The following is a 19210-nucleotide window of genomic DNA, read 5'->3' on the forward strand; positions in this document are numbered from 1 at the left end:
TCGCCATCGTGACCTCATCCATTCCGTCGCGCCGTGCACCACTGGTGCATGTCGAGCGCCTTACCGTCGAATACCGCCAGGGCGGCACGTGGCGTCCGGTCATCCGGGAATTGGACCTCACCATCGGCCGCGGCGAGGCGGTGGGTCTTGCCGGGGAGTCCGGGTGCGGAAAATCGACGCTGGTGTCGCTGCTGCTCGGCGAGACCCGACCGGGCCGGCGCATCGCGGCCGGCGCGCTGCGCGTCGACGGACATGACCTCTCCACCCTCTCGCCGGCACAGCTGCGCGGCCTGCGCGGCAGGCGGATCGGCTTCGTGCCGCAGAACGGCGGCACCAGCCTCACGCCGACCCGCCGGGTCGCCACCCTGTTGGAGGATGTGCTGCGCGCGCATCGCCCGGAGCTTGCCGCGCCGGCACGGCGAGCGCGCGCGCGCGAGCAGCTCGCCGCCGTCGGCTTTCCCGATCCGGATGGCGCGCTGCAAAGGTTTCCGCACCAGTTCAGCGGCGGCCAGCAACAGCGCATCGCCCTCGCCCTCGCCCTTGTGAGCGAACCGGAGCTCCTGCTGCTGGACGAGCCTACCACCGGGCAGGATGCGCAGATCCGCCGCGCGCTGATCGATCTTCTGGTCGAGATCCGCCGGCAGTCGGAGGTGACGATCGTCTTCGTGTCGCACGACCTGCTCACCCTCTCCGACCTCTGCGACCGCATCGACATCATGTCGGAGGGCCGCATCGTCGAGAGCAATGCGACGGCGGCCGTGCTCGCGCGGCCCGTTCATCCCTATGCGCGCCGGCTGGTGGCGGCGGTGCCGCGACTGGACGCGCCGCCGCCATGGCGAAACGGAGCCGAGCGTGGCGACGGTCTCTTGCCCGGGGTGGCCACGCTGTGAGACCTGCCTTCTATTCCCCCAATGCCGGCGCGCCGGCTCCCCTGCCCCTGCTGACGCTCGAGGGCGTGAGCGCGCGCTACGGCCAGACACGGGGCCTGCTGGGAAGACCCGGCGCCTCGGCGGATGTGCTGCGACAGGTCTCGCTGTCACTGCATCCCGGCGAGACCCTGGCTCTCGTCGGCGAGAGCGGCAGCGGCAAGTCGACGCTCGCGCGCATCGTCGCCGGGCTCCAGCCGGCGAGCGGCGGGCGCATCTGCTACCGCGGCGGCGAGCTGCCGGCCGACGCCCACAAGCGTTCCGCCGACTTGCGCCGAGAGATCCAGATCATCTTCCAGAATCCCGATTCGTCGCTCAACCGCCGGCACCGCATCGGCAGAACGATCGGGCGCCCACTCGAACTGTTCTTCGGCCTGTCCGCACGGGAACGCGAAAAGCGGGTGATCGACCTGCTGCACGCCGTCCGCCTGCCGGAAGACTATGCCTGGCGCTATCCGGAGGAGGTCAGCGGCGGCGAGCGCCAGCGCGTGGCACTGGCCCGTGCCCTCGCCGCCCAGCCCCGGCTGCTGCTGTGCGACGAGATCGTCTCGGCGCTCGACGTGTCGGTTCAGGCCTCCGTGCTGGCGCTTCTCGGCACGATCAAGGCGCAGACCGGGCTCTCGCTATTGTTCATCACCCACGATCTCGCCGTGGCCCGCTGGTTCGCCGACCGCATCGCCGTCCTGTATCGCGGCGAACTGTGCGAGGTGGCCCCGGTCGAGGAGCTCTTCGCGGCGCCCCGTCATCCCTATACGCAGGCGCTGCTCGCCGCCCACCGCCCCTCGACGCGCCCATTTTGACGCGGCAAACGCGCCAGTGACCGGCAATCGAGCCCTCAGTTCCGACGTTCCCGGCTGAGGCGCCGCTCCAGCCACAGGCTGTAGCGCGAGCCGCCATAGCCGAAGATGAAATAGATCGCCGCGACGAACAGATAGGCTTCGTCATAGAATCCGAGCCACGCCGGATCGGCCGCCGAGGCTTTGGCGGCGTTGAGCAGGTCGAAGATGCCGATCACCGCCAGCAGCGAGGTGGCGAGCAGAAAGCCGATGGCCTGGTTGACCAGGCCGGGAATGACGACGCGAAGCGCCTGCGGCAGCACGATCAGCTGCATGATCCGCCAATAGCCGAGGCCGAGCGTCGCCGCCGCTTCCCGCTGCCCATCCGGTACCGCCTGCAGCCCGCCGCGCACCACTTCCGCGAGATAGGCGGCCCAGAACAGCGCGATCATGATCATCGCCCGCAGGATCTTGTCCATCGACTGGCCGGCGGGCAGCGCCAGAGGCAGGATCAACATGGCGACGTACAGGACGGCCACCATGGGAATGCCGCGCATCAGCTCGATATAGCCGATGCTGAGCAGGCGCAGCCCGCCCATGTCGGAGCGTCGCGCCAGTGCCAGCAGCACCGCCAGCGGCAGGGCGCTGGCAAAGCACGCCGCCCAGATGATGAGCGTCACCGGCAGGCCGCCCCACTGGTTGGACGCCACCGGCTCCAACAGGCCGGGCAGGCCGGCCATCAGCACCCAGCACAGCGCGATCACCCCCGGCCAGGCGATCGCAAGCTCGCGCCGCCAGAAGCGCGGCATGGCGGTCGCCGCCAGCAGGCCGAGCATGAGAAGGCAGGCAAGTACCGGCCGCCATTGCAGTTCCGCCGGATAGAACGCCAGCAGGATGAAGCGGAGCTTGGCCGCGATGAAGGCCCAGCAGGCGCCGTCATGGGCGCGGCATTGGGCGGCGGTGCCGCTCCAGGTGGCGTCGATCACCAGCCAGCGCAGCAGCGGCGGCACGATCCAGACGAGCCCCGCCACGGTCGCCAGCGTCACGACCCCGTTGCGCCAGGAGCCGAACAGGCCGAGCCGGAACGCCGTCCACGTACCTGCGGCGGGCAGACGCGGCGGATCGAGATCGAGCGCGGTCATGTCGCCGCCTCTCCGCGCAGCGCGACGCGGCGGTTGTAGAGATTCATCAACGCCGACACGCCGAGATTGATCGCGAGATAGACGAGGATCAGGATGAGCAGCGCCTCGAATGCCTGCCCCGTCGTATTGGCGGTGGTGTTCACGATGCTCACCAGATCCGGATAGCCGATGGCGACGGCAAGGCTCGAATCCTTGATGAGATCGAGATAGTTCGAGGTGGTGAGCGGGGTGATGACCCGCAGCGCCTGCGGCAGCACCACCCGCCACATGATCTGCCCGTCGCGCAGGCCGAGCGCCCGCCCCGCCTCCCACTGGCCGGCGCGCACCGACAGGATGCCGGCGCGCACGACCTCGGAGATGGCGGCGGAGAATTTCACGGTCAGGCCGGCGAGCAGCGCCGCGAATTCGGGGGTCAGGCTGGCGCCACCGCGAATATTGAAGCCGGAGAGCGCCGGCGCGTCGATGGCGAATTGCGCGCCCGACGCCAGCACGATCACCGCGAGGCCGATAAGCATGGCCGCGCCGGACAGGAGGATGGTGCGCCGCATGCCGGGCGCCCGCCGGCGGCCGCGCCACAGATGGACGATCCCCACGGCCAGGACGACGAGGGCGGCAAGCCAGCCCCAGACCGGCATCCCCTCCACCACGAGACGGGGCACGAACACCCCGCGATTGGTCAGGAACACCGTGTCGAACAGCACCAGCGCCTGCCGCGGCCCGGGCAAAGCATGGGCGAGCGCGATCCACAGGAACAGCTGCAGCAGCAGCGGCGTGTTGCGCACGATCTCCACATAGCCGCGCACCAGCCCGGCGAGCAGCAGATTACCGGACAGCCGCGCGACGCCGAGCGCGACGCCCAGCACGGTCGCCAGCACGCAGCCGAGGATCGCCACCTTGAAGGTGTTCAGCAGGCCCGCGAAAATGGCGCGGGCATAGGTGTCGCCGGCGCTGAAGGCGATCGGGCTCTCGCCGATCTCGAAATTGGCCGCGCGGTCGAGGAAGCCGAATCCGGGGCTGATGCCGATGCGGGCCATGCTCGCCAGCGTGTTGGAAGCGAACCCGTAGAACAGCAGCACCACGGCAATGAGGACCGCGACCTGCCCGAGCGGTCGCGGCCCCCACCATGTCGCGAAGTCCCTCAGCGCCCCGGCCTTCGCGAAGGCCGGGGCTGTCTTGACGTCGTCGGTCACCGGACGATCAGCGGAACGGCGGCGAATAGAGCAGGCCGCCCTGCGTCCACAGATTGTTGTAGCCGCGCTCCCAGCCGAGCGGCTTCAGGTGGCGGTCGAAGATCTCGCCGTAGTTCCCCACCGTCTTGATGATGGTGTAGGCCCATTTCGGATCGAGGCCGATGGTCTCCGCCAGCGAGGGATCGACACCGAGGAAGCGCTTGATCGCCGGATCGTCCGACTTCAGGAACTCGTCGACGTTCTTGGAGGTGATGCCCCATTCCTCGGCCTGGATGGTCACGTTGACGGTCCAGTTGACCAGTTCCAGCCAGCGGTCGTCGCCGCCGGCGATGGCGGGGGCGAGCGGCTCCTTGGACAGGCGCTCGGGCAGCAGGATGTAGTCGTCCGGCTTCTTCAGCTGGGTGAGCTTGCCCACGAGGTCGGAGGAATCCTGGGTGATGGCGTCGACGCGCCCGGCCTCCAGCGCCGCGATGAACTCGCTGGTGTCCTCGATGGTGACCGGAGTGAACTTGTGGCCGCTCTTGCGGAAGAAATCGGCGATGTTGAGTTCGCCGGTGGTGCCGCTCTGCACGCCGATGGTGGCGCCGTCGAGTTCGGCGGCGGTCTTCACGCCGGTTTCCTTGCGGGCGAGGATCGCCTGGCCGTCATAGAAGATGGTCGGGCCGAAATGGAAGCCGAGCTTCAGCGCGCGGCTGATGGTCACCGTGACGCCCGACAAAAGCACGTCGAACTCGCCGGATTGCAGGGCCGGCAGGCGCTGCTGCGGCGAGGAGGAGGTGAACTGCACCTTGTCCGGATTGCCGAACACGGTGATCGCCAGCGCGCGGCCATAGTCGATGAAGAAGCCCTGCCACTTGCCATTGCTGTCCGGGGCGAAGAAGCCCGGCGTGGTGCCGACACCGACGCGGATGGTGCCGCGCTCCTTGATCTTGTCGAGCGTCGGACCGGCGAAGGCGGCGCCCGAGGCGAGGCTGGTGGCGGCGATGAGCGTGGTGGCGACGAGCGCGCGCCAGCCGCGTGGAGAGGAATGCACTGCCATTGATCGCCCCTTTGGGGTTGGAGGTCGGCCCGCCGGCACTCGTCCGGAATCGGACGGGCCGGCAGCCATGCGGGTTGCAGGAGAAGCGTTGGGATTGCAGTCAGGCGGCCCGCTCGGTGCGCGTCCGATCCGGGAACGGCAGGTCGTAGTGGTCGCGCAGCGTCGTGCCTTCATAGTCGCGGCGGAACAGCCCGCGCCGCTGCAGGATCGGGATGACGCCGTCGACGAAATCCTCCAGCCCGCCCGGCAGATAGGCCGGCATGAAGTTGAAGCCGTCGGCGGCGCCGGCCTTGAACCATTCCTCGATGCGGTCGGCGAGCTGGTCGGTGCTGCCGACGAAGGTCTGGTGGCCGCGCGCGCCGGCCAACCGGTGCAGCAGCTGGCGGATGGTCAGCTTCTCGCGCTTGGCCAGCTCGATCACCAGCGCGGTGCGGCTGCGATGGGTCTCCACCGTGTCGGCATCCGGGAAGGCATCAAGCGGCACCGGCGCGTCGAGCGGATAGGAGGAGAGATCGACGCCGCTGAACTGCTTGAGCTGCCGCAGGCCGTATTCCGGCACGGTGAGCTCGTTCAGCTCCTGCGCCAGCTTCTTCGCCTCCGCCTCGGTGCCACCGATGATCGGGCTGATGCCGACAACGATCTTCACGTCGTCCGGGTTGCGGCGGTTCTCGGCCACCTGCCGCTTCAGCTCGCGATAGAAGGCCTGCCCATCCTCCAGCGTGCGCTGGGCGGTGAACACGACTTCCGCATGGCGGGCGGCGAAGGCGACGCCGGTCTCCGACGAGCCGGCCTGGATCAGCACCGGCCGTCCCTGCGGCGAGGGCGGCACGTTGAGCGGCCCGCGCACCTTGAAGAACTCGCCCTCATGCACGACCGGCCGGATGCGGCTGGTATCGGCATAGATGCCGGCCTCGCGGTCATCCACGATGGCGTCGGCGTCCCAGCTGTCCCACAGCTTCTTCACCACCGTGACGAAGTCCTCGGCGCGGCGATAGCGGTCGCGATGGGCGAGCACACCGTCGAGCCCGAAATTGCGTGCCGCATTCTCGCTACTGGTGGTGACGATGTTCCAGCCGACCCGCCCACCGCTCAAAAGATCGAGCGAGGCGATCTTGCGGGCGACGTTGAACGGCTCGTTGAAGCTGGTGGAGATGGTGGCGGCGAGGCCGATATTCGTGGTCACCGCGCTCAGCGCGCCGTGCAGCGCCACCGGATCGAGCTGCTCGACCGGGCGCAGCTTCACATTGTCCGACAGCGACGGCGAGTCGCCGAAGAACACCGCGTCGAGCTTGCCGCGCTCGGCGATGCCGGCGACCTTGCGCTGGTAGTCGAGCGAGGTGAGCCGCACCGGCTCGGAGCGCGGATGCCGCCAGGCGCCCTCATGGTTGCCGCCCGTCGAGACATGGACGTTGAAATGCAGCTGGCGGGGACGAGAGCTCATGGGTCACCTGTGAAATGGGCCGGATGCGGCGTGGAACGCTCAGGCGTTGGAGGTCGGCACGCGCCAGCGCGACAGCCGGCGCTCGGCGGTCACCAGCAGCTGGTTCACCGCCAGGCCGATCAGGGCGATGGTGAGGATGCCGGCATACATTTTCGGGATCAGGAAATTGAACTGCGCGTAGTTGATGAGGTAGCCGAGCCCGCGCGTCGCCCCGACCATCTCGGCGGCGATCAGCACCAGGATCGAGCTCTGCGCCGCGAGGCGGAAACCGGTGAACACCGAGGGCACCGCCGAAGGCAGGATGATCTTGGTGAAGATGGACGGCGCCGGGAGCGCCAGCGAGCGCGCCGACTTGATCAGCAGCGGATCGACGCTCTTCACCCCGCTGATGGTGTTGAGCAGGATCGGAAAGAAGCAGGCGAAGGTGACGATGCCGATCTTCGAGGCCTCGCCGATGCCTAGGAACAGGATGAACACCGGCAAAAGCGCCAGCGCCGAAGTGTTGCGGAAGAACTCCAGCGCCGAGGTGAGGAAGTCGCGCACCCGGGCGTACCAGCCGATCACCAGCCCCAGCGGCACCGCCAGCGACACCGCGAGGCCGAAGCCGATCACCGAGCGGATCAGGCTGCCGGCGATGTGGTTCTGCAACTCGCCGCTGCGCAGCATCTGGACGATGACGCCCAGCACCTGGGTGAAGGGCGGGAACCACACGCGGTCGACCAGCCCCAGCCGCGGCAGCGCCTCCCATAGCGCGAAGACGGCGACGAGCGACGCCGACTTCCAGGCGAGGCCGCGCAGCGTGCCGAGCCAGCCGGACAGCCGCGCGGCGGAAATACCGGCCGCCAGCCGTCCCCGATCCTCATCCGTTGCGATGATCGACATCGGCCCCTCCCTCCGAGCGCGCCCTGCGGGACGTCACTCGCCGCCCTTCCAGTAGGGGTTGAACGCGTTGGAATAGACCTTGGTCAGGTCGAGCGCCTTGGCATCGACCTCGCCGCGCGCGTTGAGCCAACCGATCCACATGGCGAAGTCCTGCTTCTTGATCCAGCCGCCCTCGGTCTCGATGCCGAGGCTCTGCCAGTACTTCAGGGGGGCCAGCCCCTCGCCGCGTCCCTTGCTCGCCAGATATTTCGAATAGACCTCGATCACCTCGGCGCGCTTGTCCTCCTTCTCCTTCTGCTGGCTCCAGGCGATGGCGCGGGCGATGGCGGAGACGAGGTGCTTGGTGGTGTTGGGGTTCTTGGCGATGAAGTCGTTGCGCAGCACGCCGGTATTATCGTTGTAGCTGCCGAACAGATCGACGTTGCGGGCCAGCGCCTTGATGCCGCCGCGAGCGATCGCCGCGTCGCGGAAGGTGAAGCCGAGGCTGGCGGCGCTGATCTGGCCGTTGCGCAGCGTCTGCTCGACATTGGGGGTGGGCAGCGGCACGAAGGTAACCTGCTTGATCTCCTCCGGGGAGAGGCCGCCCTTGGCGAGATAGATGGCGCTCACCGCCTCCTGGTTGGCGCCCAGCGTGTTCACGCCGATCTTCTTGCCGATCAGGTCGCGGGCATTGTTGATCTTGCCGTCGTCGAGCGTGTAGAGGCCGGGCGAGGTCAGCTCGTTGGTGCCGCGCCAGCTCACCACCGAGGTCAGCGGCGCGCCGGCGGCGACGATGTTGAGCACCGCGCCGTTGAACGCCGAGGCGATGTCGACCTGGCCGGTGGCCGCCGCCTGCAGATTGGCCGGGCCGCCCTGCACGTCGCCGACCCGCTCCAGCGTGATCGGCGCGAGATAGCCGAGCGCGTCGGCCAGCTCCAGCGGGCTGATGTCGGCACCGGTGGACGACTGATAGCGGATCACCTTGGTTTCAAGCTCATCCGCCGCCCGGGCCGGCACGACGGGCATCCCGACGGAAGCCGCGAGCAGCGCGGCGGCGCTGGTCGCGAGGAAAAGGCGGCGGCTCGGCGTCAGGCGCATCGTTTCTGCTTTCAGTTGGCGGTTGCGGTCTGCGAACGCTCACGCGGAGGCGTCGGATCGGACCAGAAGGTGGGCGCCACCGGCGCGCGGGCGCGGGCGATCTCGCCCCGCATGAGATCCCATATCTCGTGCCGGTAACGGGCGAAGTCGGGATGCGAGCGGATGTCGGCATCGAGATCGGCGCGCGGCAGGTCGACATCGACCATCGCCTTGATACGGCCCGGCCGCGAGGTCATCACCGCCACGCGCTGGCCGAGATAGACAGCCTCGTCGATGGAATGGGTGATGAAGACCACGGTGGTGCGGGTGCGCTGCCAGAGCGACAGCAATTCCTGTTGCAGCAGCTCGCGCGTCTGCGCGTCGAGCGCGCCGAAGGGCTCGTCCATCAGCAGGATGTCCGGCTCGTAGACGAGGCTGCGCGCGATGGCCACGCGCTGCTTCATGCCGCCCGACAATTCGTGCGGGAAACGCTCCTCGAACCCCTTGAGCCCGACCAGCTCCAGCGCCGCCTGCGCCTTGTCGCGCCGCTCGCGGCGGGACAGGCCGCCGGCCGCCTCCAGCGAGAACTCGACATTGGCGAGCGCCGTGCGCCAGGGCAGCAAGGCGTATTGCTGGAAGACGATGCCGCGCGACAGGCTCGGGCCGGAAACCTCCTGCCCGTCGATGCGCAGCGACCCGGCGGTCGGCGTGGCAAGACCAGCGAGGATCTCCAGCAGCGTCGTCTTTCCGCAGCCGCTAGGACCGACGATGGTGAGGAACTCGCCGGCCGGCACATCGATCGCCACGCCGCTCATGGCGACGAACTCCCCTCCTGGGACATCGCGCAGGGGGAAGGCGTGGCGGTCGATGCGCAGCGCGATCTTGGGCGGCACGCTGCCGGGAGTGGGAGAGGCGAAAATCGTTGACATAGAACAATACATTAAATCTATAGATTATAGTGTCAATGCATATTCCCTACATTCCCGGAATCAGACGGTGACCCTATGGCGCGCCACGGCCGAATGAAGTTGAACGCCTTCCTGCATCCGACCGGCCATCACATCGCCGCCTGGCGGCATCCGCGGGCGGTGGCGGATGCCGGCGTGAACTTCGATCACTATGTCGAACTGGCACGGACCGCCGAGCGGGCGAAGTTCGACGCGATCTTCCTTGCCGATTCAGCGGCGGTGCGGGACCAGAACATCGAATCCGCCAGCCGGGTGGCCCGTTACGTCGTGCATTTCGAGCCGATCACGCTGTTGTCGGCCATCGCGGCGGCGACGCGACACATCGGCCTCATCGCCACCGCGACCACCACCTATAACGAGCCCTTCCACATCGCCCGGAAGTTCGCCTCGCTCGACCACATCAGCAAGGGCCGCGCGGGCTGGAACCTCGTCACGTCGTCCGGCGAGGTCGAGGCGTTCAATTTCGGCCGCGAGGCTCATCCCGCCCATGCCGACCGCTACGACCGCGCGCGCGAGTTCGCGCAGGTGGTGACCGGCCTGTGGGACAGCTGGGAGGACGACGCCTTCGTCCGCGACAAGGAAAGCGGCCTGTATTTCGAGCCGTCGAAGCAACACGTGCTCAACCACAAGGGCCCGCATTTCGCGGTGCGCGGCCCGCTGAACGTCGCGCGGGCGCCGCAGGGGCGCCCGGTGCTGGTGCAGGCCGGCTCCTCCGAAGCCGGCAAGGAACTGGCGGCTGAAACCGCCGAGGTCATCTTCACCGCCGCGCAGACGCTCGCGGAGGCGCAGGCCTTCTATGCCGACGTGAAGGGACGCCTCCCCCGCTACGGCCGCCATGCCGACCATCTCAAGATCCTCCCCGGCGTCTCGCCGATCGTCGGGCGCACCACCGAGGAGGCGGAGGAGAAGTTCGCGCAATTGCAGGAGCTCATCCACCCCGCCGTCGGCCTGTCGCTGCTGTCGCAGATGCTCGGCGGCGCCGATCTCACCGGATACCCGCTCGACGGCCCGCTGCCCGACCTGCCCGAGACCAACGCGGCGAAAAGCCGGCAGAAGCTGCTGGTCGACCTCGCCCGCCGCGAAGGCTTCAGCATCCGCCAGCTCTACCAGTGGATCGCCGGCGCGCGCGGCCACTGGGCGATCCGCGGCACCGCGAAGGACATCGCCGATCAGCTGGAAGCCTGGTTCGAGGGTCACGCCGCCGACGGCTTCAACGTCATGCCGCCCTATCTGCCCGGCGGGCTCGACGATTTCGTCGATCTCGTCGTGCCCGAACTGCGGCGGCGCGGGCTCTTCCGTGAGGAGTATGAGGGGCGCACGCTGCGGGAGAATCTCGGCCTGCCCTACCCGCATCACCCGGCCGCAGCCCGCGCCGTCCGCGAGAATACCGACCGCCGAAACGTCCCGAACCCAACGAGCACCCCCGTCGCATGAGCCAGCCAACCGAATTCCTCTGGTACATCCCCAATCAGGACAAGCCCGGCCATCGCGGCGATTCGACCGGCGCGGGCCATAACAGCCTGGAGACGCTGACCGGCCACGCCCGCGCGCTGGAAGAGCATGGCTGGACCGGCGCGCTGATCGGCACCGGCTGGGGGCGGCCGGACACCTTCACGCTCGCCACCGCGCTGGCCGCCCGCACGACGACCTTCGAGCCGCTGATCGCCATCCGGCCCGGCTATTGGCGGCCGGCGCATTTCGCCAGCGCCGCCGCAACGCTGGACCAGCTCACCGGCGGCCGCGTGCGGGTGAACATCGTGTCGGGCAAGGACAACCTCGCCGCCTATGGCGACAGCGAGGGCGACCAGGACCATCGCTACGCCCGCACCCGCGAGTTCATGCGCCTCGTCCGCCGCTTGTGGACCGAGGAGAACGTCACCTTCGCCGGCGGGCATTTCCGCGTCACGGAATCGACCATCGTGCCGCGCATCGAGCCGCGTGGCGCGCGCCGCCATCCCCGGCTCTATTTCGGCGGCGCCTCGGCGGCGGCCGAGCGGGTGGCCGCAGCCGAGGCCGATGTCCAGCTGTTCTGGGGCGAGCCGCGCGAGCAGCTCGCCGAGCGCATCGCCCGGCTGAAGGCGCTGAGCCAAGACCTCGACCGCGACCTGCCGCCGCTGGAATTCGGCCTGCGCATCACCACGCTGGTGCGCGACACCACCGCCGAGGCCTGGGCCGATGCCGAGGCCAAGGTCGCCGAGATGGCCCGGACCCAGGGCGTCGGCTGGCACGACCACCGGCGGGCGGTGGCGGTCGGCCAGCAGCGCCTGCTCGATCTCGCCGAGCGCGGCGACGTGCTCGACGACAATCTCTACACCGCGCCGGGCCGGTTCGGCGGCGGCGGCGCCGGCACCACCTGGCTGGTCGGCTCGGCGGCCGATGTCGCCGGCTCGCTGGCGAAATACCGCGATCTCGGCATCACCCAGTTCGTGCTGTCGGACACGCCTTATCTTTCGGAGATCCGGCGGCAGGGCGAGCAGTTGCTCCCCTTGCTGCGCGGATAAGCGCCGGCACCCCCGCCGGTGGCCCCTCGCCGCGAGAGGATCCTTCTTCTCGCGGCGAGGGGTGCGGGGCTCGCGCAGATGGTTCATCCAAATCGGGCGCGATAATAGAATATAATTTCTATAAACTAAATTGACTTACAGATGCGGCCGGCAATGATGGAGGCTCGGAGGACCACGGAATGACCCGACGCCGTCAGCTGCATCTCAACATCAACATCCTGCATGCCGGCTTCTACGCCTCGGCATGGCGGTCGCCGGAGGCGGACCCGCACGCCACCTTCGACATCGGCCATTACGTGCGCAGCGCTGAGATTGCCGAGCGCGGCACGTTCGACGCCGTGTTCCTCGCCGACCGCCCGGCGCTGGAGGACCGGCCGGATCTGCGGCCGTTCCTGTCGCTGGAGCCAACCGTGGTGCTCACCGCCATCGCCGCGGCCACCGAGCATATCGGCCTCATCGCCACCGCCTCGACCAGCTACAACGAGCCCTACAACATCGCCCGGCGCTTCGCGACGCTGGACCTCGTCAGCGGCGGGCGCGCCGGCTGGAACGTCGTCACCACCGCCGATCCGAACGCCTCGGCCAATTTCGGCCAGTCGCTGCCCGAGCACGGCGCGCGCTATGCCCGCGCCAAGGAGTTCACCGAGGTGGTGAGCGAATTGTGGGACAGCTGGGAGGACGACGCCTTCGTCGGCGACAAGGCCAATGCCCGCTTCATCGATCCCGCCAAGGTGCACCGCATCCACCACAAGGGCGCGTTCTTCGAGGTCGCCGGCCCGCTCAACCTGCCGCGCTCGCCGCAGGGGCGGCCGATCCTGGTGCAGGCCGGCGGCTCCGGCGACGGGCGCGACCTCGCCGCCCGGCACGCCGACGTGGTGTTCAGCGTCGGCGAGGATGTCGAGCGCGCCCGCGCCTATGCCGACGACCTGCGCGCCCGCGCCGTCGCCTATGGCCGCGACCCGCGCTCCATCGTGGTGCTGCCCGGCCTCGCCACCGTCATCGGCTCCACCGAGGCGGAGGCGAAGCGCCGGCAGGAGGAACTCGGCGCGCTCATCCCGCTGGAATACGCCATCGCCCGGCTCGGCGTGACCTTCGGCCAGGACCTCAGCCATCTCGAACTCGACGCCCCGGTGCCGGATCTGCCGATCCCGGTCAATGGCAGCACCACCTTCGCCCAGGCGACGCTCAATTTCGCCCGCCAGGGCAACCTCACCTTCCGCCAGCTCCTCTACAAGCTCGGCGGCGGCATCGGCCACCGCGTGCTGGTCGGCACGCCGGAGGCCATCGCTGATGACATCGAGGCGTGGTTCACCGCCGGCGCCGCCGACGGCTTCAATCTGATGCCGGACGTGCTGCCGACCGGGCTGGAGGTCTTCGTCGACCATGTGGTGCCGATCCTGCGCAAGCGCGGCCTGTTCCGCAGCCACTACGCGGAAAAGACCCTGCGCGAGCGCTTCGGCCTTCCCCGCCCGGCGAACCGCTACGCCGCCCCGGCCGACCAGCGGGCGAGCGCGTGAGCCGCGGAGGCCCCATGGAACGCCGCGATCCGGAAGGCGCTCCCCATGGCCTCCTCACCCTGAGAGCAGGCCGCTTTCCTACCCTCTCTCCGTCGGGGAGAGGTGGCCCGCACAGCGGGTCGGCGAGGGGCTCTCGCGATTGGGAAGTGCGGCCCCCTCCCCCCTTTCTTCTCGTTGGGGAGAGGGTGTCTCCCGCTCCTTCGGCCGCAGGACCCGGCGCCTGGTGAAAGCCACGCCTTAGAACGCCCTCATCCCGAGGTGCGAGCGCAGCAAACCTCGAAGGAGGCTCGGCACAGCGCACTCGGACGACCATCCCTCGGAACCCGGGCGCCTCAGCACCCGCCCCGTTCCTCACTTCTCCCCGTCCGAACCCGGCTGTTGCGGGGTTCGGTTCCGGCAAGACCGAAACCGGCAACAGCCGGGTTCGGCGGAGAGGCCCCCCGCGCAGCGGGCCGGTGAGAGGCGGCGATTTCGGGAAGCGCGGAGCCCCTCACCTACCCCTCTCCCCGCCGGGGGGAGGCAGCACCGACCAGCCTTCCGGGGCGCCCAAAACAGGACACCGCATGCACCAGTTCCTGCGCCTTTCCCGCGTGCTCGTCCGGGCGCTGATCCACGCGGTGCCGACGGTGATCGGCATCGTCATCCTCGATTTCTTCCTGCTGCGCCTCGCGCCGGGCGACGCCGCCGACGTCATGGCCGGCGAATCCGGCGCCGCCACCGAGGAGACCATGGCGGCGCTGCGCTCCCGCTTCGGGCTGGATCTGCCGGCGCTCGACCAGCTTCTCGCCTATCTGTCGAACCTCGCGCATTTCAGCCTCGGCTACTCGCCGCGCTACAACATGCCGGTCTCCGATCTCATCCTGCAGCGGCTGCCGAGCAGCCTCGGGCTGATGGGCATTTCGCTGGTGCTGGCGCTGGTGATCGGCATCGCGCTCGGCGTCGTCATGGCGACCCAGGCCGGGCGCTGGCCGGATCGGCTGCTCTCGGTGCTGGCGCTGCTGTTCTATTCGGTGCCGAGCTTCTGGATCGGGCTGATGCTCATCGTGCTGTTCTCGGTCAAGCTCGGCTGGCTGCCGAGCGGCGGCGCCGGCAGCATCGGCACCGATGCCACCGGGCTTGCCGCTCTCCTCGATCAGGCGCGCTACATGCTGCTGCCGGCACTGTCGCTGTCGCTGTTCTATGTGGCGATCTATGCCCGGCTCGCCCGCGCGGCGATGCTGGAGGTGCGCTCGCAGGATTTCATCCGCACCGCCCGCGCCAAGGGCCTGTCCCCCGCCGCCGTCACCCTGCGCCACGCGCTGCGCAACGCGCTACTGCCGGTCACCACCATTGCCGGGGTGCATCTCGGCGGGCTGATGGGCGGCGCCGTGGTGGTGGAGACGGTGTATTCCTGGCCCGGCCTCGGACGCCTCGCCTATGAGGCGGTGATGAGCCGCGACTTCACCGTGCTGCTCGGCGTCTTGCTGCTGTCCTCGGTGCTGGTCATCCTCGCCAATGTCGTGGTGGACCTCCTGCAGGCCTGGCTCGACCCGCGCATCGAGGCCGCGTCATGAGCCGCCCGCACCTCACGCTGGTCAGCGATGGGCTGACTCTGCCGCCCGAGGCCGACGCTCCCGCCTCCCCGGCACCGGCCCCCGCCGCACCGGCGAAGCCCGCCCCGGCGCCGCTCTCGGCGTGGAGCAATGTGCACGCCGCCGACACGATCCGGGCGACCAGCGCGCAGGCGCAGCTCGCTCCACCGGATTCGCGCCGCGCGCTCAAGGCGTTCCTGAAGAATCCCACCGCGGTCACCGGGCTGGTCTTCCTCGCCCTGGTGGTCGCCGCCGCGCTGGCCGCTCCGGTGCTCTATCCCGACGACCCGCTCGCCATGGTGGCGCGGCCGCTGATCTGGCCGGGACAGGACCCGGACTTCCCGCTCGGCACGGATTCGCTCGGCCGCGACGTCGCCGCCGGCCTGTTCCACGGCGCTCGGGTCTCGCTGATGGTCGGGCTGGCCGCCACCGCCATCGGGCTGGCCGCCGGCACGCTGGTCGGCGCGCTGGCCGGCTATTTCGGCGGCCGGCTCGACGCGGCGCTGGTGCGGCTGATCGAGATCTTCCAGTCGATCCCGAGCTTCATCCTGCTCATCGTGCTGGTCGCCATCGCCCAGCCCACCATCGCGACCATCACGGTGGCCATCGGCCTCGTCACCTGGCCGACCATCGCCCGGCTCGCGCGGGCGGAGTTCCGTGCCATCCGCGCCAAGGAGTTCGTCGCCGCCGCCAAGAGCCTCGGCTATGGCCACACCCGCATCATCCTGCGCGAGATCCTGCCCAACGCGCTGCCGCCGCTCATCGTCACCGCCTCGGTGATGGTGGCGAGCGCCATCCTCAACGAGAGCGCGCTCTCCTTCATGGGCATGGGCGATCCCAACGTGGTCAGCTGGGGCTCGATGATCGGCGCCGGGCGCGAGCTGCTGCGCACCGCCTGGTTCCTCACCGCCTTGCCCGGCCTCGTCATCGTGTTCACCGTGCTGGCGCTGAACCTGATCGGCGACGGGCTGAACGACGCGCTCAATCCGCGCATTTCGGCGGAGCGCTGACCCATGGCCGCCGTGCTCGACGTCCGCCACCTCTCCATCGCCTTTCCGCGCGCCACGCCGGTGCCCGACCTCTCCTTCACCATCGAGGAGGGTGAGACGCTGGCGCTGGTCGGCGAATCCGGCTCCGGCAAGTCGCTCACCGCCCTCGCTTTGATGCGCCTGCTGCCGCGCAATGCCCGGCTCGGCGAGGCGAGCCGCATCCTGTTTTCCGGCCGCAACATCGCCCAGCTGCCCGAGCCGGAGATGCGCCGCCTGCGCGGGCGCGACATGGCGATGATCTTCCAGGAGCCGATGACCTCGCTCAATCCGGTGATGACGGTCGGCCGGCAGGTCGCCGAGGTGCTGGAGCTGCATGAGGGCCTCTCCCGCCGCGCGGCGCGCAAGCGGGCGACCGAGCTCCTCGATCTCGTGCGCATCCCCGAGGCGCATCGCCGGCTCGACGCCTATCCGCACCAGTTCTCCGGCGGCCAGCGCCAGCGGGTGATGATCGCGGTGGCCATCGCCGCGCATCCACGCCTCTTGATCGCCGACGAGCCGACCACCGCGCTCGACGTCACCATCCAGGCGCAGATCCTCGAACTGCTCGACCAGCTGCGCCGCGATTTGTCCATGGCGCTGCTGCTGATCACCCACGACCTCGGCGTCGTCGCGCAATGGGCGGACCGGGTGATCGCCCTCTATGCCGGCCACAAGGTGGAGGAGGCGCGCCCGCAGCTGCTGTTCGGCACCCCCGCGCATCCCTACACGCAGGGCCTGCTCGCCGCCTCGCCACGCCTGCGCGCCGACTACCACTACAGCGACGGCCCGCTGATCGAGATTCCCGGCAGCATCGTCTCGGCTGTCGGCGAAAAGGGGTGCCCGTTCGCGCCGCGCTGCCCGGTCGCGCGGGCCACGTGCCGCACCGCAATGCCCCCGCTCCTGCCGCAGGGCGACGGCCATTTCGTCGCCTGCCCCGTCACCACGCTGCGGGAGGCACCGCATGGCCATTCTGTCGGTCTCTGACCTCTCGACCCACTACACGCAAGGCGGCGCCACGCTGCGCGCCGTCGACGGCGTGTCGTTCGACATCGCCAAAGGCGAGACGGTCGGCCTCGTCGGTGAATCCGGCTGCGGGAAGTCGACACTCGGCAAGTCGATCATCCGGCTGGTCGAGCCCACCGCTGGCAGCATCCGCTTCGACGGCACCGAACTTGCCACCCTCGGCAACGGCGCACTGCGCCCGCTGCGCCGGCGGCTGCAAATGGTGTTCCAGGATCCCTTCGGCTCGCTCAACCCACGCCACACGGTGGAGGAGATCCTGTCGGGCCCGCTCGCCGTGCACGGCATCGGCACAAGGCGCGAGCGGCGCGAGAAGGTGCGCGACATCGTCCACCGCGTCGGCCTGCCCCCCGACGCGCTCGGGCGCTACCCGCACGAATTCTCCGGCGGCCAGCGCCAGCGGCTCGGCATCGCCCGCGCTCTGGTGCTCGAGCCGGAGCTGATCATCTGCGACGAGCCGGTCTCGGCGCTCGATCTCTCCATCCAGGCGCAGATCCTCAATCTGCTGGTCGGGATGAAGCGCGAGCTCGGCCTGTCCTATCTGTTCATCTCGCACGACCTCTCGGTGATCAGGTATTTCGCCGACCGCGTGCTGGTGATGTATCTCGGCCGCATCGTCGAGAGCGGCGACCACCGCCGCCTCTATGAGCGCCCGCTGCACCCCTATACCCGCCTGCTGCTCGCCGCCGTGCCGGACGCCGCGCGCGGGCGTGAGACGGCGGGCGTGTCCGGCGAGCTGCCGAGCGCCAGCAACCTGCCGTCCGGCTGCCGCTTCCATCCGCGCTGCCCGCTCGCCACCGACCTGTGCCGCCGCGAGGATCCCGCCTTGCGCGAGCTGGCGCCGGGGCGCAGCGTCGCCTGCCACCATGCCGAGATCTGAGGCGCGGCCCGCCCGGCCGCGCCGTCCCGCCCGCCCCTTCTGAGGAGATCCCCATGCCCGATTACCGCTATCTCGGCCGCTCCGGCCTCAAGGTTCCCCCGCTCAGCCTCGGCACCATGATGTTCGGCGGCCCCACCGACGAACCGACCGCGCAGCGCATCATCCACAAGGCGTTCGACCAGGGCTTCAACTTCCTCGACACCGCCGACGTCTATACAGGCGGCCGTTCGGAGGAGATCGTCGGCGCGGCGGTGAAGGCCAATCGCGACCGCTTCACCATCGCCACCAAGTTCACCAATCCGGTGGGCGGCGCCGACGGGGTGAACCAGAGCGGCTCGTCGCGCAAATGGATCTTCGAGGCGGTCGATAACAGCCTGAAGCGCCTCGGCACCGACTATATCGACCTCCTCTACTTCCATAAGGCCGTGGTCGACGAGCCGCTCGGCGAGGCGGTGCGGGCGGTGGCGGACCTGATCCGCGCCGGCAAGCTGCGCTATTTCGGCGTGTCGAACTTCCGTGGCTGGCGCATCGGCGAGGTGGCGCATCTCGCCGACCAGTTCAACATCGACCGCCCGGTCGCCAGCCAGCCGCTCTACAATCTGGTCAGCCGCACCGCCGAGGTCGAGCAATTGCCGGCGGCGCAGTTCTACGGTCTCGGCGTGGTGCCTTACAGCCCGCTGGCGCGCGGCATCCTCACCGCCAAATACGACCCGAACCAGCCGCCGGCCGCCGACAGCCGCGCCGGCCGCAACGATCCCCGCATCCGCGAGACCGAGTGGCGGCCGGAATCGCTCGCCATCGCGCAGGAGATCAAGCGCCACCTCGCCTCGCGCGGCATCGCCCCGGTGGATTTCGCCATTGGCTGGGTGCTGAACAACAAGCTGGTCACCTCCGCCATCGCCGGCCCGCGCACCGAGGAGCAGTGGGACGGCTATGTGAAGGCGCTCGACTACACCTTCACGCCTGAGGACGAGGCGCTGGTCGAGCGGCTGGTCTCTCCCGGCCACGCCTCGACGCCCGGCTATAACGATCCCGCCTATCCAATCGAGGGCCGCGTGCCGCTTATCGGCGAGGCGACGAAACTCGAGCGGCTCCCCCGCCCGCCAGTGCCGCTCAAGGCCGGCGCGGCGTAAGGGGGCAGGCTCCGCCGGAACCCCCTCCCGAACCTCCTCCCCTCGACGCCGGCGCGCCGGGGGGAGGTTGTGATCGAGGCAGACACATGCCGGCGGCTACAGTCTCGTGACGCCGATGGAGATAACGACCAGATGATGCC

The 19210-nt window shown here is 69.2% G+C and carries 17 protein-coding genes; 10 read left to right on the top strand and 7 right to left on the bottom strand.

All coding sequences use genetic code 11. The features are described from left to right. The first annotated feature begins 8 nt into the window (after positions 1-8). Both LGR54_RS08555 and LGR54_RS08560 read left to right on the top strand, forming a co-directional pair. Complete coding sequence (locus LGR54_RS08555) at positions 9-890, top strand: ABC transporter ATP-binding protein (RefSeq protein ID WP_230361552.1); 882 nt, start codon at positions 9-11, stop codon at positions 888-890. Continuing rightward, on the top strand, positions 887-1726 hold the full coding sequence (locus LGR54_RS08560; protein WP_230361553.1) for an ATP-binding cassette domain-containing protein: 840 nt from the start codon (positions 887-889) through the stop codon (positions 1724-1726). The genes LGR54_RS08555 and LGR54_RS08560 overlap by 4 nt, the downstream gene beginning before the upstream one ends. A 35-nt stretch (positions 1727-1761) precedes the next feature. On the opposite strand, the gene LGR54_RS08565 is transcribed toward LGR54_RS08560, so the two are convergent. The 7 genes from LGR54_RS08565 to LGR54_RS08595 form a co-directional block, all read right to left on the bottom strand. After that, the gene (locus tag LGR54_RS08565; RefSeq protein ID WP_230361554.1) at positions 1762-2844 is read right to left on the bottom strand and encodes an amino acid ABC transporter permease; all 1083 of its coding nucleotides are present in this window, start codon (positions 2842-2844) and stop codon (positions 1762-1764) included. Further along, complete coding sequence (locus LGR54_RS08570) at positions 2841-4034, bottom strand: ABC transporter permease subunit (RefSeq protein WP_230361555.1); 1194 nt, start codon at positions 4032-4034, stop codon at positions 2841-2843. Before LGR54_RS08570 ends, LGR54_RS08565 begins: the two co-directional genes overlap by 4 nt. Positions 4035-4041: 7 nt before the next feature. Further along, positions 4042-5073: an amino acid ABC transporter substrate-binding protein gene (locus LGR54_RS08575; RefSeq protein ID WP_230361556.1), complete on the bottom strand. Its 1032-nt coding sequence runs from the start codon at positions 5071-5073 to the stop codon at positions 4042-4044. A 100-nt stretch (positions 5074-5173) separates the two neighbouring features. Continuing rightward, positions 5174-6514, bottom strand: coding sequence for an LLM class flavin-dependent oxidoreductase (locus LGR54_RS08580; protein WP_230361557.1), 1341 nt, complete (start codon positions 6512-6514; stop codon positions 5174-5176). A gap of 39 nt (positions 6515-6553) precedes the next feature. After that, complete coding sequence (locus LGR54_RS08585; protein ID WP_230361558.1) at positions 6554-7396, bottom strand: ABC transporter permease; 843 nt, start codon at positions 7394-7396, stop codon at positions 6554-6556. 33 nt (positions 7397-7429) lie between these two features. Further along, a complete protein-coding gene (locus LGR54_RS08590) occupies positions 7430-8473 on the bottom strand; it encodes an ABC transporter substrate-binding protein (RefSeq protein ID WP_230361559.1) in 1044 nt (347 codons plus the stop codon). An 11-nt stretch (positions 8474-8484) separates the two neighbouring features. Next, positions 8485-9381, bottom strand: a complete 897-nt coding sequence (locus tag LGR54_RS08595; RefSeq protein WP_230361560.1) for an ABC transporter ATP-binding protein — start codon at positions 9379-9381, stop codon at positions 8485-8487. 93 nt (positions 9382-9474) lie between these two features. Here LGR54_RS08595 and LGR54_RS08600 point away from each other — a divergent pair, with 93 nt between their 5' ends. From LGR54_RS08600 to LGR54_RS08635, 8 genes are all read left to right on the top strand, one after another. Continuing rightward, the gene (locus tag LGR54_RS08600) at positions 9475-10854 is read left to right on the top strand and encodes an LLM class flavin-dependent oxidoreductase (protein ID WP_370638168.1); all 1380 of its coding nucleotides are present in this window, start codon (positions 9475-9477) and stop codon (positions 10852-10854) included. Further along, positions 10851-11921: an LLM class flavin-dependent oxidoreductase gene (locus LGR54_RS08605; RefSeq protein WP_230361562.1), complete on the top strand. Its 1071-nt coding sequence runs from the start codon at positions 10851-10853 to the stop codon at positions 11919-11921. Before LGR54_RS08600 ends, LGR54_RS08605 begins: the two co-directional genes overlap by 4 nt. A 179-nt stretch (positions 11922-12100) precedes the next feature. Next, the gene (locus tag LGR54_RS08610; RefSeq protein ID WP_230361563.1) at positions 12101-13438 is read left to right on the top strand and encodes an LLM class flavin-dependent oxidoreductase; all 1338 of its coding nucleotides are present in this window, start codon (positions 12101-12103) and stop codon (positions 13436-13438) included. A 563-nt stretch (positions 13439-14001) separates the two neighbouring features. Next, on the top strand, positions 14002-14991 hold the full coding sequence (locus LGR54_RS08615) for an ABC transporter permease (RefSeq protein WP_230361564.1): 990 nt from the start codon (positions 14002-14004) through the stop codon (positions 14989-14991). After that, complete coding sequence (locus tag LGR54_RS08620) at positions 14988-16019, top strand: ABC transporter permease (RefSeq protein WP_230361565.1); 1032 nt, start codon at positions 14988-14990, stop codon at positions 16017-16019. The genes LGR54_RS08615 and LGR54_RS08620 overlap by 4 nt, the downstream gene beginning before the upstream one ends. 3 nt (positions 16020-16022) lie before the next feature. Then, on the top strand, positions 16023-17021 hold the full coding sequence (locus LGR54_RS08625) for an ABC transporter ATP-binding protein (protein ID WP_230361566.1): 999 nt from the start codon (positions 16023-16025) through the stop codon (positions 17019-17021). Beyond that, the gene (locus LGR54_RS08630) at positions 16999-17937 is read left to right on the top strand and encodes an ABC transporter ATP-binding protein (protein ID WP_230361567.1); all 939 of its coding nucleotides are present in this window, start codon (positions 16999-17001) and stop codon (positions 17935-17937) included. Before LGR54_RS08625 ends, LGR54_RS08630 begins: the two co-directional genes overlap by 23 nt. Positions 17938-17990: 53 nt before the next feature. Continuing rightward, the gene (locus LGR54_RS08635) at positions 17991-19070 is read left to right on the top strand and encodes an aldo/keto reductase (RefSeq protein ID WP_230361568.1); all 1080 of its coding nucleotides are present in this window, start codon (positions 17991-17993) and stop codon (positions 19068-19070) included. The last annotated feature ends 140 nt before the right edge of the window (positions 19071-19210 follow it).

Source organism: Ancylobacter sp. Lp-2 (assembly GCF_020523795.1).
In the GTDB taxonomy this organism is placed as follows: domain Bacteria; phylum Pseudomonadota; class Alphaproteobacteria; order Rhizobiales; family Xanthobacteraceae; genus Ancylobacter.